The sequence below is a fragment of the Pannonibacter indicus genome (assembly GCF_001418225.1).
GTDB lineage: Bacteria > Pseudomonadota > Alphaproteobacteria > Rhizobiales > Stappiaceae > Pannonibacter > Pannonibacter indicus.
On the sequence record NZ_LIPT01000003.1, the window covers coordinates 504,841 to 522,370 of the forward strand.

Here is a 17,530-nt window from a genome sequence, read left to right on the forward strand (position 1 = left end):
TGCAACATGCAGTGCCAGTTAACGCGGTGTTTACCCTAACACGACAAAGATTCATCAATTGCTTCGTTGCCAAGTCAGTATTGCGTTCCGGGCTTCTGCAGCATCTCTTGTGTTCAATGGTCAGCACGACCGCAAGGCCAGGTCCAGTCAATGTCCTCTTGGAAAACCCGCAAGCCTGAAAGCGGCAGCGTACGTCATGATGCGGGATATGCCCGGCATAGCCATGACGGCTGGGATGGTCCGGGAAATGACGGCGAGGATGACGGCTTTGACGCGGGCTATGGCCTGCGCACAGAGCGTCCGCAGGAGCGTGTCGAGCGTCTGACGCGCACATCCACCGCTGCCGGCAACTTTGGCCGGGCCAGCCACGCCTCTGAAACCGCGCAAGAACTGGAAGAGGTGGCGAGCGAGCTCGACCGCCTGATGAACAGCCGCCAGCGCGCCCGCCGCAAGCCCGAGGAAAACCGCCGCCGTCCGGCCCAAGACGCCGTAGAGCATAGCGAGCGCTCCGCGCGTGCGCGCCGCGAGGCTGCTCCCGGCCGGATCGGCGCCGTTCTCGAGGCGCTGGAGCGTCTGGACCGCCATGTGGAAACCCTGTCCTCGCCCGTCCGGCCCCATGAAGCGGCGGACGATGAGGAAGACTTCGGCAGCAGCGTTTACGGATCTCATTTCGAGGATGAGGACTACGAGCACGAGGCGCCCGCCCTTGCTTCTGCACGTGCTCCGGCCCGCCGCCCCCAGCCCCAGCGTGCCCCGGCACCGAAGAAGGGCCGGGGCGTGCCCGGTTATGACTTCGACGAACTGGCAGCCGGTGCGGAACTGGATGACGAAGATGATTTTGCCGCCCGCACCCCGCGCCGTGCCCCGGCACAGCCGCGCCGCCGCGGCAGCCCGCTGGAGCGGCTGATCGAGGAAGATTTCGAGGTGCAGGACACCCGCTCCCGCCCCGCTCCGCGCAGCGCGGCAGCTAAGCAGGCCGCCCGTGAGGGGGAAGAGCAGTCCCGTCATCTCTATCAGGATCTGGCCCGCCGCATCGACGCCCTGCGCCGTCCGCAGGAAGAGGCGCTGGATGTGGTGCGGCGGGAAATCGGCTCCCTGCGCGAAGCCATCGGCAACATGCCCGCAGCCCAGCGCGATGACAGCGACCGGCGCGAGATGCGGCGCCTTGCGGAAATGGTCGAGGGCCTGCGTGCCGGAGGTGTCAACGACCGCCTGGCGAAGGAACTGCGAAGCGAGATTTCCAGTCTGAAGACGCTGATCGGCCAGACCAACGTGGATGGCACGCTGAAGTCGTTGGAAATGGGCTATGCCCATGTGGTGCAGCGGCTGGACGAGCTGACCCGTTCTGCCGTTGATCCGCGCGTCGTGCGCAATCTCAGTGCCCGTCTGGTCGAGATCGAGGACGGCCTTGCTTCGCTGCCGCGTGCCGAGCATCTGATGGTGCTGGAAGGCCGGGTGGGCGATATCTCCGACCGGGTGGAAAGCCTGCTGCGCTCCCATGCCTGGCCCGACATTGAGCCGCTGCGGCAGGAACTGCGCGACATGCGCAAGCTGGTGGAGCAGGTTGATTTTACCGGTCTCATTGGTTCGGTGGACGACCGCATCCGCTTTGTCGCCAGCCGTCTGGACGAGCTGGAAATCCTGGCGCGCGAACAGCGCGGCCTCGATGACCGGCTGTCCGCGATGGAAGAGCGCATGCCGGATGCCGAAGCTCTTGACCGCCTCAACGGGCGGCTGGAAGAGATCTTCGGCATGCTGTCGCGCGAGAACGGACGCGCAGGGCGTGATGATGTCCGCTTCGGCCAGGTGGACCACCGTCTCGACGAAATCATGGACCGGCTCTCCGGCATCGAGCAGGGCGGCACGGCGCAGCCCGTCTATGACCGAGCTTTTGCCGGGCTGGAAAACCGTCTCGACAGCATCCACAGCCAGATTGCCCGCATTGAGGAACGTGCCAGCCAGCCGGTGAAGCTGCCGTCCTTTGGCGAAGGCAGTGTCTTTGAAGCGCAGATGCTCGCCCAGCTTGAGCGGCAGATTTCGGACTTGTCCGCCCGTCTTTCCGCGCCGCGTGACAGCGTAACGGCCGAGGACATGGCCGCGCTGCGCAGCGAGATCGCCGGGATCCGCCGTTCGGTCGAGCAGCCCGCGCCCTCTGTAGCTGCGCTTGAGGCACGCATCAGCGAACTGGCGGACGCCGTCTCCCGGGGCGGCGACAGTTTCGATGACCGGCGCCTTGACCAGATCACCGGCAAGATCAGCGCGCTGGCGGATCAGCTGCAGGCAACGGAAGGGCGTCTGTCCAGCGTTGCCGGCATTGAGAAGGCGCTGTCGCGCATCGAGAGCAATCTGCGCGACACCCGCGAGGAAGTGATTAAGGTGGCCGAAAAGGCCGCACGCCGCGCCGTGATCGAAAAGGCCCCGGCCATGGACGAATATGACGGCGCCATCGGTGCGCTGCGCGACGATCTGCGCCGTCTCATGGATGCTGCACAGGGCTCCGAGACGCGCACGCGCAACACCTTTGATGGCGTTCAGTCCATTCTGACGGGCATCACCGACCGGCTCGACTCACTGGAACGCAGCACGCTGGGCCGTGGCGGCGCCTCCCGTCCGGCCGGTGAGAGCAGCAGCGTCCGCCGTGCTCCGCTGCCCGGCTTGCCGCTGAGTGCCGCAGCCGCAGGCGAACAAGAGCGCCCGCGCGATCGCACCCGCGACCGCAAGGCCGATTTCATTGCAGCCGCCCGCCGCGCAGCCCATGCAGCATCCGCCGAAGTTCAGCAGCAGGCCAAGCTTGAGAAAGGCGAAGGCCAGGACGCTGCCAGCGATAGCCGCGCCAGCTGGTTCCGCCGCGCCCTGCGCCGGGATACGGCAAAGACTGCCGCGAAGGATGATGCCCGCAAGCCGGAGAAAGCGGTTGCGGAGGGGGGCAACCGCGCCAAGATCGAGCCTATGGTCGGCAAGCCGCAGAAGGCCCCCGCAGATGTGGGTCAGACTGCAGGTGATCTTGATCTGGCGGACTTTGCTGCGGATATCCGCAACGAAGCCGCAGCGGGCAGCGGCAGCAGCCTGTTCGGCACCGGCCGCAAGCGCGCGATCCTGCTGGCGGCGGCTGCGGTCGTTCTGGCAATCGGCACGCTGCAGGTCTTCCGCCTGTCGGCCGGAGGCGGCGATACGGCTTCTGCTCCGGGTGCTCAGGACGAAGGCAAGCAGCTGGCGGAAGCTTCCGATGGCACCGGCACGCAGCCCGTTCTGGAGCTGACCGAGCAGGACATTGCCGGGGCTCTGGACGCGGCCACGGCACAGCCCGGTTCAACGGCCGGGCAGACGCAGATGGCCGAAGCGCCCGCCCGCAATGTGACCCCGCCATCCAGTGGGGCCATGCCGCTGGAACAGGTGCCTGCCGCCCAAGTGCCGCCAGCGGTCTCCGCACAGCCTTCTGCTCAGGCTCCGGAAATGGCACCTGACCTCGCCTTCGCTCCGCCTGCGATCAGCGGTAAGTTTGGCGATACACCTTTTGTCACCGGGCCGCAGCAGCCGTCCGCGAGCCTCGCCGCCGCCGATCCGCAGTCCGGTGCCGGCACCGGTGCCCTGCCGCCGGAAACGGCGGGTCCGATGGCCCTGCGCAGCGCCGCTGCTGCCGGCAACGCCGCAGCGGAATTCCAGATCGGGGTTCATTACACCGAAGGCAAGGGTGTCACACCGGATCTGGCGGAAGCCGCCCGCTGGTATGAGCGCGCAGCCGCCAAGGGGCTCGCTCCGGCGCAGTACCGCCTTGCCAGCCTTTATGAAAAGGGCCGTGGTGTGCCGCGCGACATCACCAAGGCACGCGACCTCTATCTGAAGGCTGCGGAGGCCGGTAACGCCAAGGCCATGCACAATCTCGCCGTCATCTATGCCGAGGGCGCCGAAGCCCAGCCGGACATGGCAGCGGCTGCCAAGTGGTTCAAGTCGGCAGCTGAACACGGTGTTGCCGACAGCCTCTACAATCTGGGCATCCTCTATGCCCGGGGCATCGGCGTCGAGAAGGATCTGGTCGAAAGCTACAAGTGGTTCGCCATTGCCGCGCGCGGCGGCGACGCGGAAGCTGCCCGCAAGCGCGATGATGTGGCCAACATGCTGGATGCCAAAGGTCTTGCTGCTGCCCGCCTTGCTGTGGACACCTTCAAGCTGAAAGATCTCAACCCTGCGGCCAATACAGTTCTCCTTGACCCCGCATGGGATGAAGCTGCGGCAATGCCCGTCAACGCATCGGCAGATGGTGAGGTGAACGAAATCCTGCAGGCGCAGGCGCTGCTGCAGAAGCTCGGATTCGACCCCGGCGTGGCTGATGGCTCAATGGGGCCGAAGACCCGTTCTGCGATTGAAGCTTTTCAGCGCAGCGCCAACCTTCCGGTAACCGGAAACGTGGATGCTGGTCTGATCAGGGCTCTGCTTGGGCGTTCAATCTGAATGTGAGCAGATTGCTGAAATTCCAAGGTTGACAGGGCTGCAAAAGCAGCCCTTTTAACACGTGTCTTTCCGTTCAGGCGCCGCGCCCCGCGCGGCTGCCGCAAGCCGGTATTAAGCCCGTGCAACTGTATCTGCCCATCGCCGAGATTTCGGTGAACATGTTCATGATCTTCGGCATGGGTGGCGCCGTGGGCTTTCTGTCCGGGCTCTTCGGCATTGGCGGCGGCTTTCTGCTGACGCCGCTTCTCATCTTCTCCGGCATCCCTCCCGCCGTCGCCGTGGCCACCGTCACCACGCAAACCGTGGCCTCGTCGGCCTCCGGCGTGCTGACTTACTGGCGGCGCGGGGCCATCGACATGAAGATGGCCGGCATTCTGCTTACGGCGGGTATTGCCGGTTCGGCTACCGGCGCCTGGCTCTTCGGCAAGCTGCAGGCCATCGGCCAGCTCGATGTGGTCATTGCCCTGTCCTACGTGACCTTCCTCAGCACCGTCGGCGGCCTGATGCTGGTGGAATCCCTGCGGGCGATCCGCCAGCGCCGGGCAGGCACGGCCCGCGCGGCCCGCAAGCCCGGCCAGCACAACTGGATCCATGGCCTGCCGCTGAAGGTGCGCTTCCGCAAGTCGAAGCTTTATCTCAGCGTCATCCCGATCATCGTGCTTGGTGCCGGCATCGGCTTCATCGGCACGGTTCTGGGCATCGGCGGCGGCTTCCTCATGGTTCCGGCCATGATCTATCTGCTGCGCATGCCGACCAGCATCGTCATCGGCACCTCGCTGATGCAGATCCTGTTCACCATGGCTTTTGCCACGCTGTTCCTGTCCATCAGCACCCAGACGATCGACATCGTGCTGGCCTTGACGCTGATGATCGGCGGCGTCATCGGCGCGCAGTTCGGTGCCCGCATGGGCCAGAAGCTGCGCGGTGACCAGTTGCGCCTTCTCCTTGCCCTGCTGGTGCTGGCGGTTGGCGTGCGGTTCGCCGTGGATCTTGTCGTCATGCCGGACGAGTTCTACTCAGTCGCCGTGCGCAAGGGGGAGGGCCTGTAATGCATTTGCTCTTCCGTCATCTTGTGGCTGTGTTTCTGCTGGCAGGGACCTTGCTGCCGTCTGCAGCGCGCGCCGAAGGTCTGGTGACGGCCCTGTCTGCGGATACGGTCAGCATCGCCTCGAATTTCACCGGTGCGAAGATAGTTGTCTTTGGCCAGGTGGAATTGCCGCCCGGCGTCTCTGCGCCTGATGCAGGTTATGACCTCGCAGTGGTGCTGAAAGGTCCACCCGAAAACGTCACGACACGCCGCAAGGGCCGGTTCCTGGGTGTGCTGTGGGTCAACCGGGAAGCTGAGACGTTTTACGGCGTGCCCTCGTTCTACGTCATGTCCTCGACCGATCCGGCGAGCGAACTGGGCCCGCGGCAGATGCTGGAGGAGAACAGTATCGGTGCGAGCTACGTCAATCTGCCCATGAGGGCCGATTCCGAGATGCCGCTTGCCGAGAGAGCCCATTTCCGCCAGGCCTTCCTGCGGCTGCGCAAGGAGCATGGCACCTACGTGGACCAGCCGGGCAAGGTGGAGTTTCTGACCCCGACCATGTTCCGCACGACCATTTCACTGCCTGCGACGACACCGGTCGGTGTCTATACGGTGGACACGTTTCTTCTAAAGGGCGGAGAAATGCTGGCGCAGGATCAGAAGGGACTGACGGTGGCCAAGACCGGCTTCGAGCAGATGACCTTCGACATGGCGCATGAGCAGCCTGCGCTTTACGGGCTTGCAGCGATTGTGCTGGCGGTCTTTACCGGCTGGCTTGCCGGTGTCGTCTTCCGCAGGGATTGAGCGTAAGCCGCTGGCGGGATCAGTCTGCGATCAGCTTGGCGGCTGTGAAGGGGTAGAGCCTGTCCGCTCCCAGAAGGAAAGCCGAGAAACGGCGGGGCGGGAAAACGGCCGCAAAGGCCGGATCCATCACATTCAGGCCGCCCGTCAGCGCGCCGAAGGCCGGCAGAACCAGCCGTGTGCCATCGGTTGCAAAGCAGGGGCGGCGGATGGAGCGGCCATAGCGGCGCACCTTGGCCGCCGGATGCAGATGGCCGCAGACTTCACCCTTTGCGGCGCCGTTGCCTTCTGAGGGCTCATGCCGGAAGGTGAGGCCGCCCAGCGTCAGTTCATCGACGCATTCCCCGCAGAGCCGGACGGGCGCTACAGGATCATGATTGCCGGTGACCCATATCCATTCGCGGTTGAGTTGCAGCGTGGCAAGGAAGGCGCGGTAAGGTGCGGGCAGCCGGTCCGAGCCTTCCGCATCATGGAAACTGTCCCCCAGGGCAATGATGCGGGACGGGTCGAAAGCCTCGATGACCAGTGCCAGGCGTTCCAGCGTGGCCGCCGTATCATAGGGCGGCAGCAGAACGCCGCGGCGGGCGAGGGAGGAGGCTTTTTCCAGATGCAGGTCGGCGACGATGAGGGTGGCTTCTTCGGCCCACCAGGCGACGCCGCTGTCATGCAGACCGAGCTGGGTTCCGGCAACGGCAATATCGTGACACACGGGCGTGGTGCGCCGCATTGGTCCCGGCTGTCTGAGCGCCGTCATGCCATGGCCTCCCCGATCAAATCATCCGCTGCTTCTGCAAGGATGCTTTCCTGAGCCTCGCCATAAATGGGTTCTCTTCCGATTTCCAGCAGAACAGGAACCGCAAGGGGCGAAACTCTTGCGAGATGAGTATGCGTGATTCGACCCTTGATCCTTAAAAGAAGTTCACCAAGCCGGGAGATATCCAGAAGTCCTTCTGCTGCATCGTTCCATGTTGCACGCAGAAGGATGTGGTCCGGCTCGTGCTGGCGCAGCACATCATAGATGAGATCGGATGAAACCGTGACCTGACGGCCGGATTTCTCCTGCCCCGGATGGCGCCGCTCGATCAGGCCGGAAATGACGGCGCAGTAGCGGAAGGTGCGCTTCAAAAGGCTGGACTCCGCCAGCCAGGCATCCAGGTCATCGCCCAGAAGATCCTCCTCGAACAGGGCATCGAGAGACAGGCGGCCGGTACGGATGAGAAGATCCGGATCTCCCAGCCCCCAGATCGCCAGCGCATAGTCATTGGCGACAAAGCCCAGCGGCTTGGCGCCCAGCCGCTCCAGCCGCCGGGTCAGCAGCATGCCGAGTGTCTGGTGGGCAAGGCGCCCCTCGAAGGGATAGCAGACGAGGTAATGCTTGCCCGCACGCGGGAAGGTCTCCACCAGCAGGCCGCTGCGGCTGGGCAGCAGGGACTTGGCCCGCTGCAGTTCCAGCCAGTCGCGCACTTGATCCGGCAAGGCCGGCCAGTGGTCCGGCTCGGACAAAAGCCGCCGCACGCCATCGGCCAGATAGGTGGAGAGCGGAAACTTGCCGCCCTGATAGGAAGGCACCATCGGCTTTTCGGCCTTGGCCCGCGAGACATAGGCCTCGTTCTCGATGATGCTCTCGAACCGCAGGATCTCGCCGGCAAAGAGGAATGTGTCGCCGGGGGCAAGCTGCTCCAGAAACCATTCCTCGATCTCGCCCAGCACCCGGCCGCCGCGCCCCAGCGGCGTGCGGCGGCCCTGCTCCTTGCCGCGCACCAGCCGCACCTTCAGCATGGGGGCTTCGACAATGGTGCCCACATTCAGCCGGTACTGCTGGGCAATGCGAGGGTGGGTGATGCGCCACAGCCCGTCCGGCCCCTGTTTCAGCTTGGCGTAACGGTCATAGCTTTTCAGCGCATAGCCCCCGGTGGCCACGAAATCGAGCACGCGGGTAAAGGTTTCCCGGTCGAGATGGCGGTAGGTCTGCGTCTCGCGGATTTCCGCATAAAGTTCATCCGCATCAAAAGGTGCGGCGCAGCCCATGCCGAGAATATGCTGGGCCAGAACATCCAGCGCGCCGCGCCGCAGCGGCGGGGTGTCCTGTCCGCCGCTGGTGGAGGCTTCGAGCGCGGCCCGGCATTCCAGCACCTCGAAACGGTTGGCGGGGACGAGAACGGCACGCGAGGGCTCGTCCATGCGGTGATTGGCGCGGCCGATGCGCTGGGCAAGGCGGCTCGCCCCCTTTGGCGCGCCCACGTTTATGACGAGATCGATATCGCCCCAGTCGATGCCCATGTCGAGCGACGAGGTGGCAACCACGGCGCGGAGCTGACCCGAGGCCATCGCCGCTTCCACCTTGCGCCGCTGCCCCACATCCAGCGAGCCATGGTGCAGGGCGATGGGCAGGGTGTCCTCATTGATCTTCCACAGATCCTGAAACAGGCTTTCGGCCTGCGAGCGGGTGTTGACGAATACGAGCGTCACCCGGTGCGCCTTGATGAGGCGGTAGACATCCGGCAGAGCGTATCGGGCCGAATGCCCGGACCATGGCACGCGCTCTGATGTATCGAGAATGGTGATATCCGGGGCTGCTCCGCCGGTGACAGTCACCAGCTCGCTCAGACAGCGGCCTTCCGGCTCCGTCTGCGCCACCAGATAGGCGCGCAGGTCATCCGGCTCTGCCACCGTTGCCGACAGGCCGGCGAGCCGCACGTCCGGGGCAATACGGCGCAGGCGGGCAAGCCCAAGCGCCAGCAGATCGCCGCGCTTGGAGGTGACCAGCGCATGAAGCTCATCCAGAACGATGGTCTTCAGGCTTTTGAACATGCCGGAAGCTGCGGGATCGGACAGCAGCAGGGCGATCTGTTCCGGCGTTGTCAGCAGGATATCGGGCGGTGCCTGCTTCTGCCGCTGGCGCTTGTGGGTGGGGGTATCGCCGGTGCGCGTCTCGATCCGCACCGGCAGGTCCATCTCCGCCACCGGCGTTTCCAGATTGCGGGCAATATCGACGGCGAGCGCCTTGAGCGGGGAAATGTAGAGCGTATGCACGCCCTGCCGCATTGCCTGAACCGTGCCCGGCTTCGGCCGTCCCCGTTCCGTCAGCTCGACGAGGCTCGGCAGGAAGCCCGCCAGCGTCTTGCCTGCGCCGGTCGGGGCAATCAGCAGCGCGGACTGCCCGCGCCCCAGCACATCCAGCAAGGCCAGCTGATGCGTGCGCGGGCTCCAGCCGCGCGCGGCAAACCAGGCACGGAACCGTTCGGGCAGAAGCTGATCCTGAGGGGAGGCGGTCATGTGCAAGGGTTGCGCCGGAGCCTGAGGCTGTGAGAGAGGAAAGGCCTGGGGCCATGGCTTCTGATTATAGGTCAGCTGGTTGCCGCTCCAAGCTCTTTCGGGACAGGAAAAATCCGCATGTTCACCGCCTTTGGCAAAGTGCCGAGAAGGCCCTATGCTTCTGCCCCATGTCCATTGCCGCATCCTGCCTTCTGCATCTGACCCCGGAAGGGCTCTTCTGCCCTGAGGCGAACGCTTATGTTGATCCGGTGCGCCCGGTGGCGAGGGCCATCATCACCCATGCCCATGCCGACCATGCGCGGGCCGGACATGGGGCAGTTCTGGCGACGGAAGAAACGCTGGACATCATGGCCCTGCGCTACGGCGAAGGCTTTTGCGGCCAGCGCCAGACGGTTGCCTATGGACAACGGCTGGATCTGGGTGGCGTGACCTTGACGCTAAAGCCTGCCGGGCACGTGCTGGGATCGGCGCAGGTGGTGCTGGAGGCGGGGGGAGCGCGGGCCGTCATCTCCGGCGACTACAAGCGGCAGGCTGATCCCACCTGCGCGCCGTTCGAGCTGGTGCCCTGCGATGTCTTCGTGACGGAGGCAACCTTTGGCCTGCCGGTCTTCCGGCATCCCGAGGCCGGCGCGGAAATGGCCAAGCTGCTGGCCTCGCTGGCGTTGTTTCCGCAGCGCACGCATCTTGTCGGGGCCTATGCCTTGGGTAAAGCGCAGCGGGTCGTCGCGGAGTTGCGCCGCGCCGGATATGACCGGACCATCTATCTCCACGGCGCGCTGGAAAAGATCACCGCCTATTACCAGAGCCGGGGCATTGCACTGGGGCCGGTGGAGCCAGTGGGACGGCTCGGCAAGGAGCTGGCCGGGGAAATCGTGCTGTGCCCTCCCGGCGAGCTTGCCGGACGCTGGGCGCGGCGCTTCGGCGATCCGGTGACGGCGGTGGCCTCCGGCTGGATGCGCGTGCGCGCCAGAGCCCGCCAGCGCGGGGCCGAACTGCCGCTGGTCATTTCCGACCACGTGGACTGGCCCGATCTCACCCGCACGGTGCTGGAAACCGGGGCTGCCGAAACATGGGTCACACATGGCGCCGAGGAAGCTCTGGTGCACTGGTGTGAAACCGTTGGACGCAGGGCCCGGCCTCTTCATATGATCGGCTACGGGGAAGAGGAAACCGAAATCGATTCTGCCCCGGCTGACACTGACACTTAAGCTTGAGGCGCGCTGCAGACCTGCCGCGCCCTTCCGGGAAGACGGCCATGGCGGACAAGAACGAGACCGAAGACACCGCAGAACCTGCCGAGCAGGAGCTGGAAGCAGCCATTGCGGAGCTTTTCGAGGATTATCTCGCCGGTTTCAACGATGCCGATGCAGAGTCGCTCATCGACTGCTTTTCCTTGCCGGCCACCATCTGGCAGATGGAAAAGGGCTATGTCTTTGATGACGAGGAAGAGCTGGCGGAGAACATCGACGCCCTGCTGGATGCGCTCGACAAGGAGAATATCTCCTATTCCGAGTTCGACGTGGTCTCTGCCCACATCTCCGGCCCCACGGCGCTGGTCACCCTCGACTGGCGTCAGGAAAGTGCTGATGGCGAGAGCGTCTTCGAATTCACCTGCCACTATCACCTCGTGTCTGATGGCGAGGTCTGGCGCATTGCCATGATCGTCAACGAGCAATAAGTCTGCGGCGGGTGTTGCCTGAAGCAGATAGAAAAAAGGCCCGCGTCCGGGAAAGACGCGGGCCTTTTGATTAAAGGATGGCCTGCCTCAGCCGTCCTGCTTCTTCGACTTCTTCTTCACGCCGTCGCCCTTGCGGTGGGCGGCCTTTTTCGGGCCGCCGTCCTTGAAGGCCGGCTTGCCCTTGCGCGGGGCGAAGCCTTCACCGGCTGGTGCGCCGCCGAAGCCGCCGCCGTCAGCGCCGCGCTTGCCGCGCTTCGGGCCACGGTCGAGCGGAGCTTCGTCCATCGGGGCAAAGGCCGGATGCGTTGGGCGCGGTTCATCGTCCTCGAAACGCCTGCGGCGCGGAGCCGGGCCGCCACGGCCAGCGGGGGCACCGCCACCGAAGCCACGGCCGGTGTTGCGTTCACGGGCGCGCTCGTAACGGCTCGGGCCGTCCTCGTCATTGCCACGGAAGGAAGGGGCAAAGCCGCCGCGCACGTCGGCGGGCTCGATCACCACACCGCGCTCGCCGGAGCCATCGCGGCGGATCACATCGGCATATTTCTCCGCATGGCCGCCCATGATCTCGAAGAGGGTTTCGGTGTTGCCGATCTTGATGGCACCCACTTCCTTCTTCGTCACATGGCCTGCGCGGCAGATCATCGGCAGCAGCCAGCGCGGGTCGGCGCGGTGCTTGTGGCCGAGGGACAGGCGGAACCAGACGCCATCTTCAAACTTGTTGCGGACTTCGAAGCTCTTGCCGCCGCCGAAGTCATCACGCGGACCCCTGTCACCTCTGTCGCCCCTGTCACCACGCTCACGCGGGCCGCGGGCTTCAAAGCTGTCTTCCGTCAGCTCTTCCGGCGGCGGCAGGCGCAGCTGGTACAGGCGCACGAAGGCCGCCGCGATGCGCTCGGCATCATGCACGGCCAGAAGCTCACGGGCCGTCTCCAGATCTTCTTCTTCTGCCGGTTCGTTCAGCACCGGATCGGCAAGAAGGCGGGCCTTGTCCTGGGCGCGGATGGCATTGGCAGAGGGGGCTTCACGCCATTCGGCCTTCACACCGGCCAGCTGCAGCAGGCGCTCTGCGGCGCGGCGGCGCGGATAGGGGACGATGAGGACGCTGGAGCCTTTGCGCCCGGCGCGGCCCGTGCGTCCCGAACGGTGCAGCAGGGCGGCCTTGCCGGTCGGCAGGTCGGCGTGAATGACGAGATCAAGGTTGGGCAGGTCGATGCCGCGTGCGGCCACATCGGTGGCGACGCAGACGCGGGCACGGCCATCACGCATGGCCTGCAGCGCGTGGCTGCGCTCGGCCTGGCTCAACTCGCCCGACAGCGCCACGACCGAGAAGCCCCGGTTGGCAAGGCGTGAGGTCAGCCGGTTCACCGCCTCACGGGTGGCGCAGAACACGATGGCCTTCTGGGCCTCATGGAAGCGCAGGATGTTGATGATGGCGTTCTCGCGCTCGTTCGGCACGACCGGCATGGCGATATAGTCGATGTCGACATGCTGCTCGCGGCCGCTGATCGTGGTCAGGCGGACGGCGTTGCGCTGGAAGCGCTGGGCCAGATCAGCAATCGGTTTCGGCACGGTGGCCGAGAACATCAGCGTGCGGCGGTCTTCCGGAGCGGCGTCCAGAATGAACTCCAGATCCTCACGGAAGCCGAGGTCCAGCATTTCGTCGGCTTCGTCCAGAACCACGGCGCGGATGCCGGAAAGGTCGAGGGTGCCGCGTTCGATGTGGTCGCGCAGGCGGCCAGGCGTGCCGACGACGATGTGGGCGCCGCGTTCGAGGGCCCGGCGCTCGGCGCGCGGATCCATGCCGCCAACGCAGGACGCGGTCTGTGCGCCGGCCTGCTCATAAAGCCAGGTCAGCTCAGCCTTGACCTGCAGGGCCAGCTCACGGGTCGGGGCGATGGCAAGGGCCACCGGCGCACCGGCGGGGCCGAGGTGTTCATCGTCTCCAAGCAGCGTCGGAGCAAGGGCGAGGCCGAAGGCAACAGTCTTGCCGGAGCCGGTCTGGGCGGAAACCAGAAGGTCAGCGTCTGCGGGGGCGTCGGCCAGGATGGTTTCCTGAACCGGAGTAAGGCTGGTATAGCCCCGTTTTGCCAAAGCGGCGGCCAGCGCCGGTGCAACGGCGTGCGTCTCGATCATGTGTGTCTTTCGTGAAAAAGGAGACGGAGCAGCCTTCATATGTCCGGCGTGCCCGTCATGTTGGACCCCCCTATACGGCAAAAGTGGCCTGCCGTCCACTGGCTGCGGCAAACCTCTGGCACACGGCTGCTTGCCGGGAGCTGCATGCGTGCGGTCCGGATAGGTCCAAACACCTAATATGCCACAAATCACGATTTTAGGTTGTCTGGTTAGTCTGGCGTTAACTCAGAGTACCTACCGAAGCATATTCAGGTTGCAGCTCCGGACTGATAGATGGTGGGCTTCGATGCGCAATATACGTCTGCAAATCGCTTTCATGGCGGTAGTACCGCTTCTGGCAGTTGTTGTTTATGCCAGTAATTTTCTTCTGAGCGAATTCACATACCTGCGCAAGATGCAAGACATGAGGCCACTCGTTGAGGTTTTGGGCCTTGTCGAGGCTGTCGTGGACGAATTGCAGAAGGAACGTGGCCAGACGGCGGTGCTCATTGCCTCCGGCTATGACCAGGCAGCGGCAGCGGCTGTCACCAAACAAAGGGGCGCAACGGATGCAGATCTGCTGGCTCTGCAGGCGTTCCTGTCGCAGGCTGCTGTGGCGGATGCCCCTGCCGAGCTCAAGGAGATGGCCAGCCTCCCGCGCGTCATTGTCAGCCACCGGTCCGCGGTCGATGCCCGTTCGGTCAATGGCGCTGACAACCTGAAGGTTTACACAGATCTGATCTCCGGCCTCATGGGCACGGTTTCTGCAATCGCGCTTGATACGGGCGAGCCGCGCCTGGCAGCAGAATTGCTGCCGTTCACGGCGCTTATTCAGGCCAAGGAAGCCGGCGGGCTGGAGCGCGCCATCGGTGCGCGCCTGTTTACGGCGGCCAGCAAGGGGGAGGTGACCGACTATGCGGTGTTCCTGTCTTTTGTCGACCGGGTGGCTGCCGGCGAGGCCTATCTTCAGAGTTTCCATATGCTGGCGGCGCCTGAACAGGCCGCAGCGCTTGACCGGATGATGACCGGCAGCGCCGTTCAACAGGTCAGGGACTGGCGCAAGGTGCTTCTCACCCTGCCGCAGACGGACAATGCGCAGGGGGTGACGGGACCGCAGTGGTTCGAGGCGGCAACGGCCCGGCTCGACATCATCCGCAAGGAGACGCTGGACCTGCTCAAGGCCGCCGGTGAGACCGTCGCAGTCATGGAGGGCGAAGCCTATTCCCGCGCGCTGGTTGCCGGGCTCATGTCTGCCGCGGCCATCGCGGTGACGGTGATCATCAGCCTTCTCAATCTGCGTGCGATCCTCGCCAACTTGCGCCAGATCCGCGCAGCGCTGGGACGGGTGGCGCAGGACGAAACCGACTTCACCATGCCGCTGCTGGAGCGGGGCGACGAAATCGGCGATCTGGCCCGTGCAGGCACCGTGTTCCAGGACAATGCCCGCCGCCGTCAGGCCCTGGAAAAGGAAATGGAGCAGGAGCGTTCGCTCGAAGGCGGCCGCCAGTCGCAGGTCGAGGCCATCATCGACCGTTTCCGCAACATGATCGATGCCAGCATGCAGGCCGTGGCCGAAAAGACGGAAGCGATGGCCGGCAGTGCTCAGAGGGTGACGGAAGTGTCGGGGCGGGCCTTTGCCGCGGCCGATCAGGCGCGGGCAGCCTCTGCCACGTCCTCGCGCAGTGTCCAGACCGTGGCCGCTGCGGCTGAGGAACTCTCCAGCGCTATCTCGGAGATCCTCAACCAGTCCGACCGGTCGTCTGTTGCTATTGCCGCAGCCACCGAAGTTGTGCACGAGACGGATGTGCATGTGTCGAGCCTGGCGGAAGCGACGGACAAGATCGGCGTTGTCGTCGAGATGATCCGCGCCATCGCCGAGCAGACGAACCTTCTCGCCCTCAACGCCACCATCGAGGCAGCCCGTGCCGGAGAAGCGGGCAAGGGTTTTGCCGTTGTAGCGGCCGAAGTGAAGGAACTGTCCAATCAGACGGCCCGGGCGACGGAGGAAATCGCCGCCCAGATCACTTCGGTGCAGGGCATGACCAGCAAGGCGGTGACCTCGATTCAGCGCATCACCGGATCAATCGAATCCGTGATGGAAATGACGACGGCCATCAAGAACGCGGTCGGCGAACAGAGCGCAGCAACACGCGAGATCACCCAGAGCATCACCATCGCGGCCGATGGCGCGGATCAGGTTGCGGCCAGCGTCGCCAATGTGACCCGGACCGCACAGGACACGCGTACCGAGGCGGAGATGGTCGACAGCCTGTCGCGTGATGTGAAGTCCGTCTCCGAGAACCTGTCCAAGGCGGTCGATGCCTTCCTTGCGGATATGGTTCAGGATGTGGAAGCCCGCCGCGCGGCCCTGCGCCGCCAGATGGCGAGCTGATACGCGCAGCAGAGACATGTTGATGAAGGACGCAGGTGGCAGCCCCGCCGGCGTCCTTTTGCTGTTCCACGAGCCAACTTCGTGGACTTGGGCCCCCGGCGCGTTATCATCCGGGTATGCGTGCCTTTTCCCGCCTTCTGGACCGTCTTGCCTTTGAAAGCTCCCGCAATGCCAAGGAGGCGCTGCTGGTGGACTATTTCCACCGCACGCCCGATCCGGACCGGGGCTATGCCCTTGCGGCGCTGACGGGCACGCTGGAGTTCCGTCACGCCAAGCCTGCAATGCTGCGGGCGCTGGCGGGGGAACGGACGGACCCGGTGCTGTTCGCGCTGTCCTATGATTTCGTCGGCGATCTGTCCGAGACGGTGGCGCTGATGTGGCCTGCACCGGACCGGGCCGGCGAAGCTGATGGTGAGGGGCCGGGACTTTCCGCCGTGGTGCAGCGGCTCTCTGGCGCTGGCCGCAGCGAGGTGCCGCAGTTGATTGCCGGATGGCTGGACCTTCTGGATGAGACCAGCCGCTGGGCGCTTTTGAAGCTTGTCACCGGCGGCTTGCGGGTGGGTGTGTCCTCCCGCCTCGCCAAGACCGCGCTGGCGCGGCTTGGAACTGTCAGCGTGGACGAGATCGAGGAGGTCTGGAACGCGCAGAAGCCGCCTTATGCGGCGCTTCTGGCCTGGGTGGAGGGGAAGGGTGGTAAGCCCGAGGCACGGGACCCGGCGCCCTTCCGGCCGCCGATGCTGGCACACCCGCTGGATGAGGCGCGGGATATGGAGGCGCTGGACCCGGCTCAGTTTCTGGCCGAATGGAAATGGGACGGCATCCGTGTGCAGGCCGCAGCCGGGCGCGATGCGGCGGGCAAGCATGTTGCAAGGCTGTACTCCCGCTCCGGCGATGACATTTCCGCCGCCTTTCCCGATGTACTGGAGAGCCTGACCTTCGAGGGCTGTATCGACGGGGAACTGCTGATCCTGCGCGATGGTGCGGTGCAGCCCTTTTCCGAGCTGCAGAAGCGGCTGAACCGCAAGACGGCAGCACCGAAGCTGATGCAGCAGCTTCCGGCCGCCATAAGGGCCTATGATCTTCTGGTGGACAATGGAGAAGACCTGCGCGCCCTGCCGTTCGAGCAAAGGCGGGCGCGGCTGGAGGCTTTCCTGATCGCGCAGGTGCCGCCGCGCATTGACCTGTCGCCGCTGGTGCCCTTTGCGAACTGGGAGGAACTGGCCCGCTGGCGGGAAGAGCCTTCCGCGCATCTGCCGGAAGCGGATGCAGGTGCCGTGGAAGGGCTGATGTTGAAGCGGCGGCAGTCGCCCTATCTGGCAGGGCGTCCGCGCGGGGAATGGTTCAAGTGGAAGCGCGATCCCTTCACGGTGGACGCGGTGCTGATGTATGCGCAGCGCGGCCACGGCAAGCGCTCGTCCTATTATTCGGACTATACTTTCGGCGTCTGGCGGGGCGAGGAGCTTGTGCCGGTGGGCAAGGCCTATTCCGGCTTTACCGATGAGGAACTGCTGGAGATCGACCGCTTCGTCCGCAACAACACGGTCAACCGCTTCGGCCCGGTGCGGGAAGTGGTGCATACGCCCGATCTGGGGCTGGTGCTGGAAGTGGCGTTTGAGGGGTTGAACCGCTCCGGACGGCACAAATCCGGCCTTGCCATGCGCTTTCCCCGCATCGCCCGCCTGCGCTGGGACAAGCCGCCGCATGAGGCTGACCGGATCGGGACTCTGGAGGCTCTGTTGCCAATGCCTGCCAGCGTGACTTGAGTCTCCGGCGCGAAACCGGCAAGGTTCGC

10 protein-coding genes are annotated in these 17,530 nt (G+C 64.9%); 7 read left to right on the top strand and 3 right to left on the bottom strand.

Annotation, left to right across the window (positions count from 1 at the left end; translation table 11 throughout):
• Nucleotides 1-150: 150 nt before the first annotated feature.
• From ASC48_RS08140 to ASC48_RS08150, 3 genes are all read left to right on the top strand, one after another.
• On the top strand, nt 151-4,449 hold the full coding sequence (locus tag ASC48_RS08140) for a peptidoglycan-binding protein (RefSeq protein WP_055455223.1): 4,299 nt from the start codon (nt 151-153) through the stop codon (nt 4,447-4,449).
• A 119-nt stretch (nt 4,450-4,568) separates the two neighbouring features.
• Nucleotides 4,569-5,498 carry a sulfite exporter TauE/SafE family protein gene (locus tag ASC48_RS08145; RefSeq protein ID WP_055455224.1) on the top strand — a complete coding sequence of 310 codons (930 nt, stop codon included), beginning with the start codon at nt 4,569-4,571 and terminating at the stop codon, nt 5,496-5,498.
• Nucleotides 5,498-6,283, top strand: coding sequence for a TIGR02186 family protein (locus ASC48_RS08150; RefSeq protein ID WP_055455225.1), 786 nt, complete (start codon nt 5,498-5,500; stop codon nt 6,281-6,283). The genes ASC48_RS08145 and ASC48_RS08150 overlap by 1 nt, the downstream gene beginning before the upstream one ends.
• A 19-nt stretch (nt 6,284-6,302) precedes the next feature.
• Here the strand turns inward: ASC48_RS08150 and pdeM are convergent, their stop codons facing one another.
• Entirely contained in the window at nt 6,303-7,034 is a 732-nt protein-coding gene (pdeM, locus tag ASC48_RS08155) for a ligase-associated DNA damage response endonuclease PdeM (protein WP_055455226.1), read from the bottom strand.
• Nucleotides 7,031-9,562, bottom strand: coding sequence for a ligase-associated DNA damage response DEXH box helicase (locus ASC48_RS08160; protein ID WP_425270011.1), 2,532 nt, complete (start codon nt 9,560-9,562; stop codon nt 7,031-7,033). Before ASC48_RS08160 ends, pdeM begins: the two co-directional genes overlap by 4 nt.
• 161 nt (nt 9,563-9,723) lie before the next feature.
• Between ASC48_RS08160 and ASC48_RS08165 the strand changes: the two genes are divergently transcribed.
• Complete coding sequence (locus tag ASC48_RS08165; RefSeq protein ID WP_055455228.1) at nt 9,724-10,764, top strand: ligase-associated DNA damage response exonuclease; 1,041 nt, start codon at nt 9,724-9,726, stop codon at nt 10,762-10,764.
• A 47-nt stretch (nt 10,765-10,811) separates the two neighbouring features.
• The gene (locus tag ASC48_RS08170; protein ID WP_055455229.1) at nt 10,812-11,234 is read left to right on the top strand and encodes a DUF4440 domain-containing protein; all 423 of its coding nucleotides are present in this window, start codon (nt 10,812-10,814) and stop codon (nt 11,232-11,234) included.
• 87 nt (nt 11,235-11,321) lie between these two features.
• Here the strand turns inward: ASC48_RS08170 and ASC48_RS08175 are convergent, their stop codons facing one another.
• Entirely contained in the window at nt 11,322-13,367 is a 2,046-nt protein-coding gene (locus ASC48_RS08175; RefSeq protein ID WP_055455230.1) for a DEAD/DEAH box helicase, read from the bottom strand.
• Between the two features lie 403 nt (nt 13,368-13,770).
• Here ASC48_RS08175 and ASC48_RS08180 point away from each other — a divergent pair, with 403 nt between their 5' ends.
• Nucleotides 13,771-15,738 (top strand): methyl-accepting chemotaxis protein, encoded by a 1,968-nt coding sequence (locus ASC48_RS08180; RefSeq protein ID WP_167345121.1) that lies wholly within the window; start codon nt 13,771-13,773, stop codon nt 15,736-15,738.
• Between the two features lie 116 nt (nt 15,739-15,854).
• A complete protein-coding gene (locus tag ASC48_RS08185; RefSeq protein ID WP_055455232.1) occupies nt 15,855-17,501 on the top strand; it encodes a cisplatin damage response ATP-dependent DNA ligase in 1,647 nt (548 codons plus the stop codon).
• The last annotated feature ends 29 nt before the right edge of the window (nt 17,502-17,530 follow it).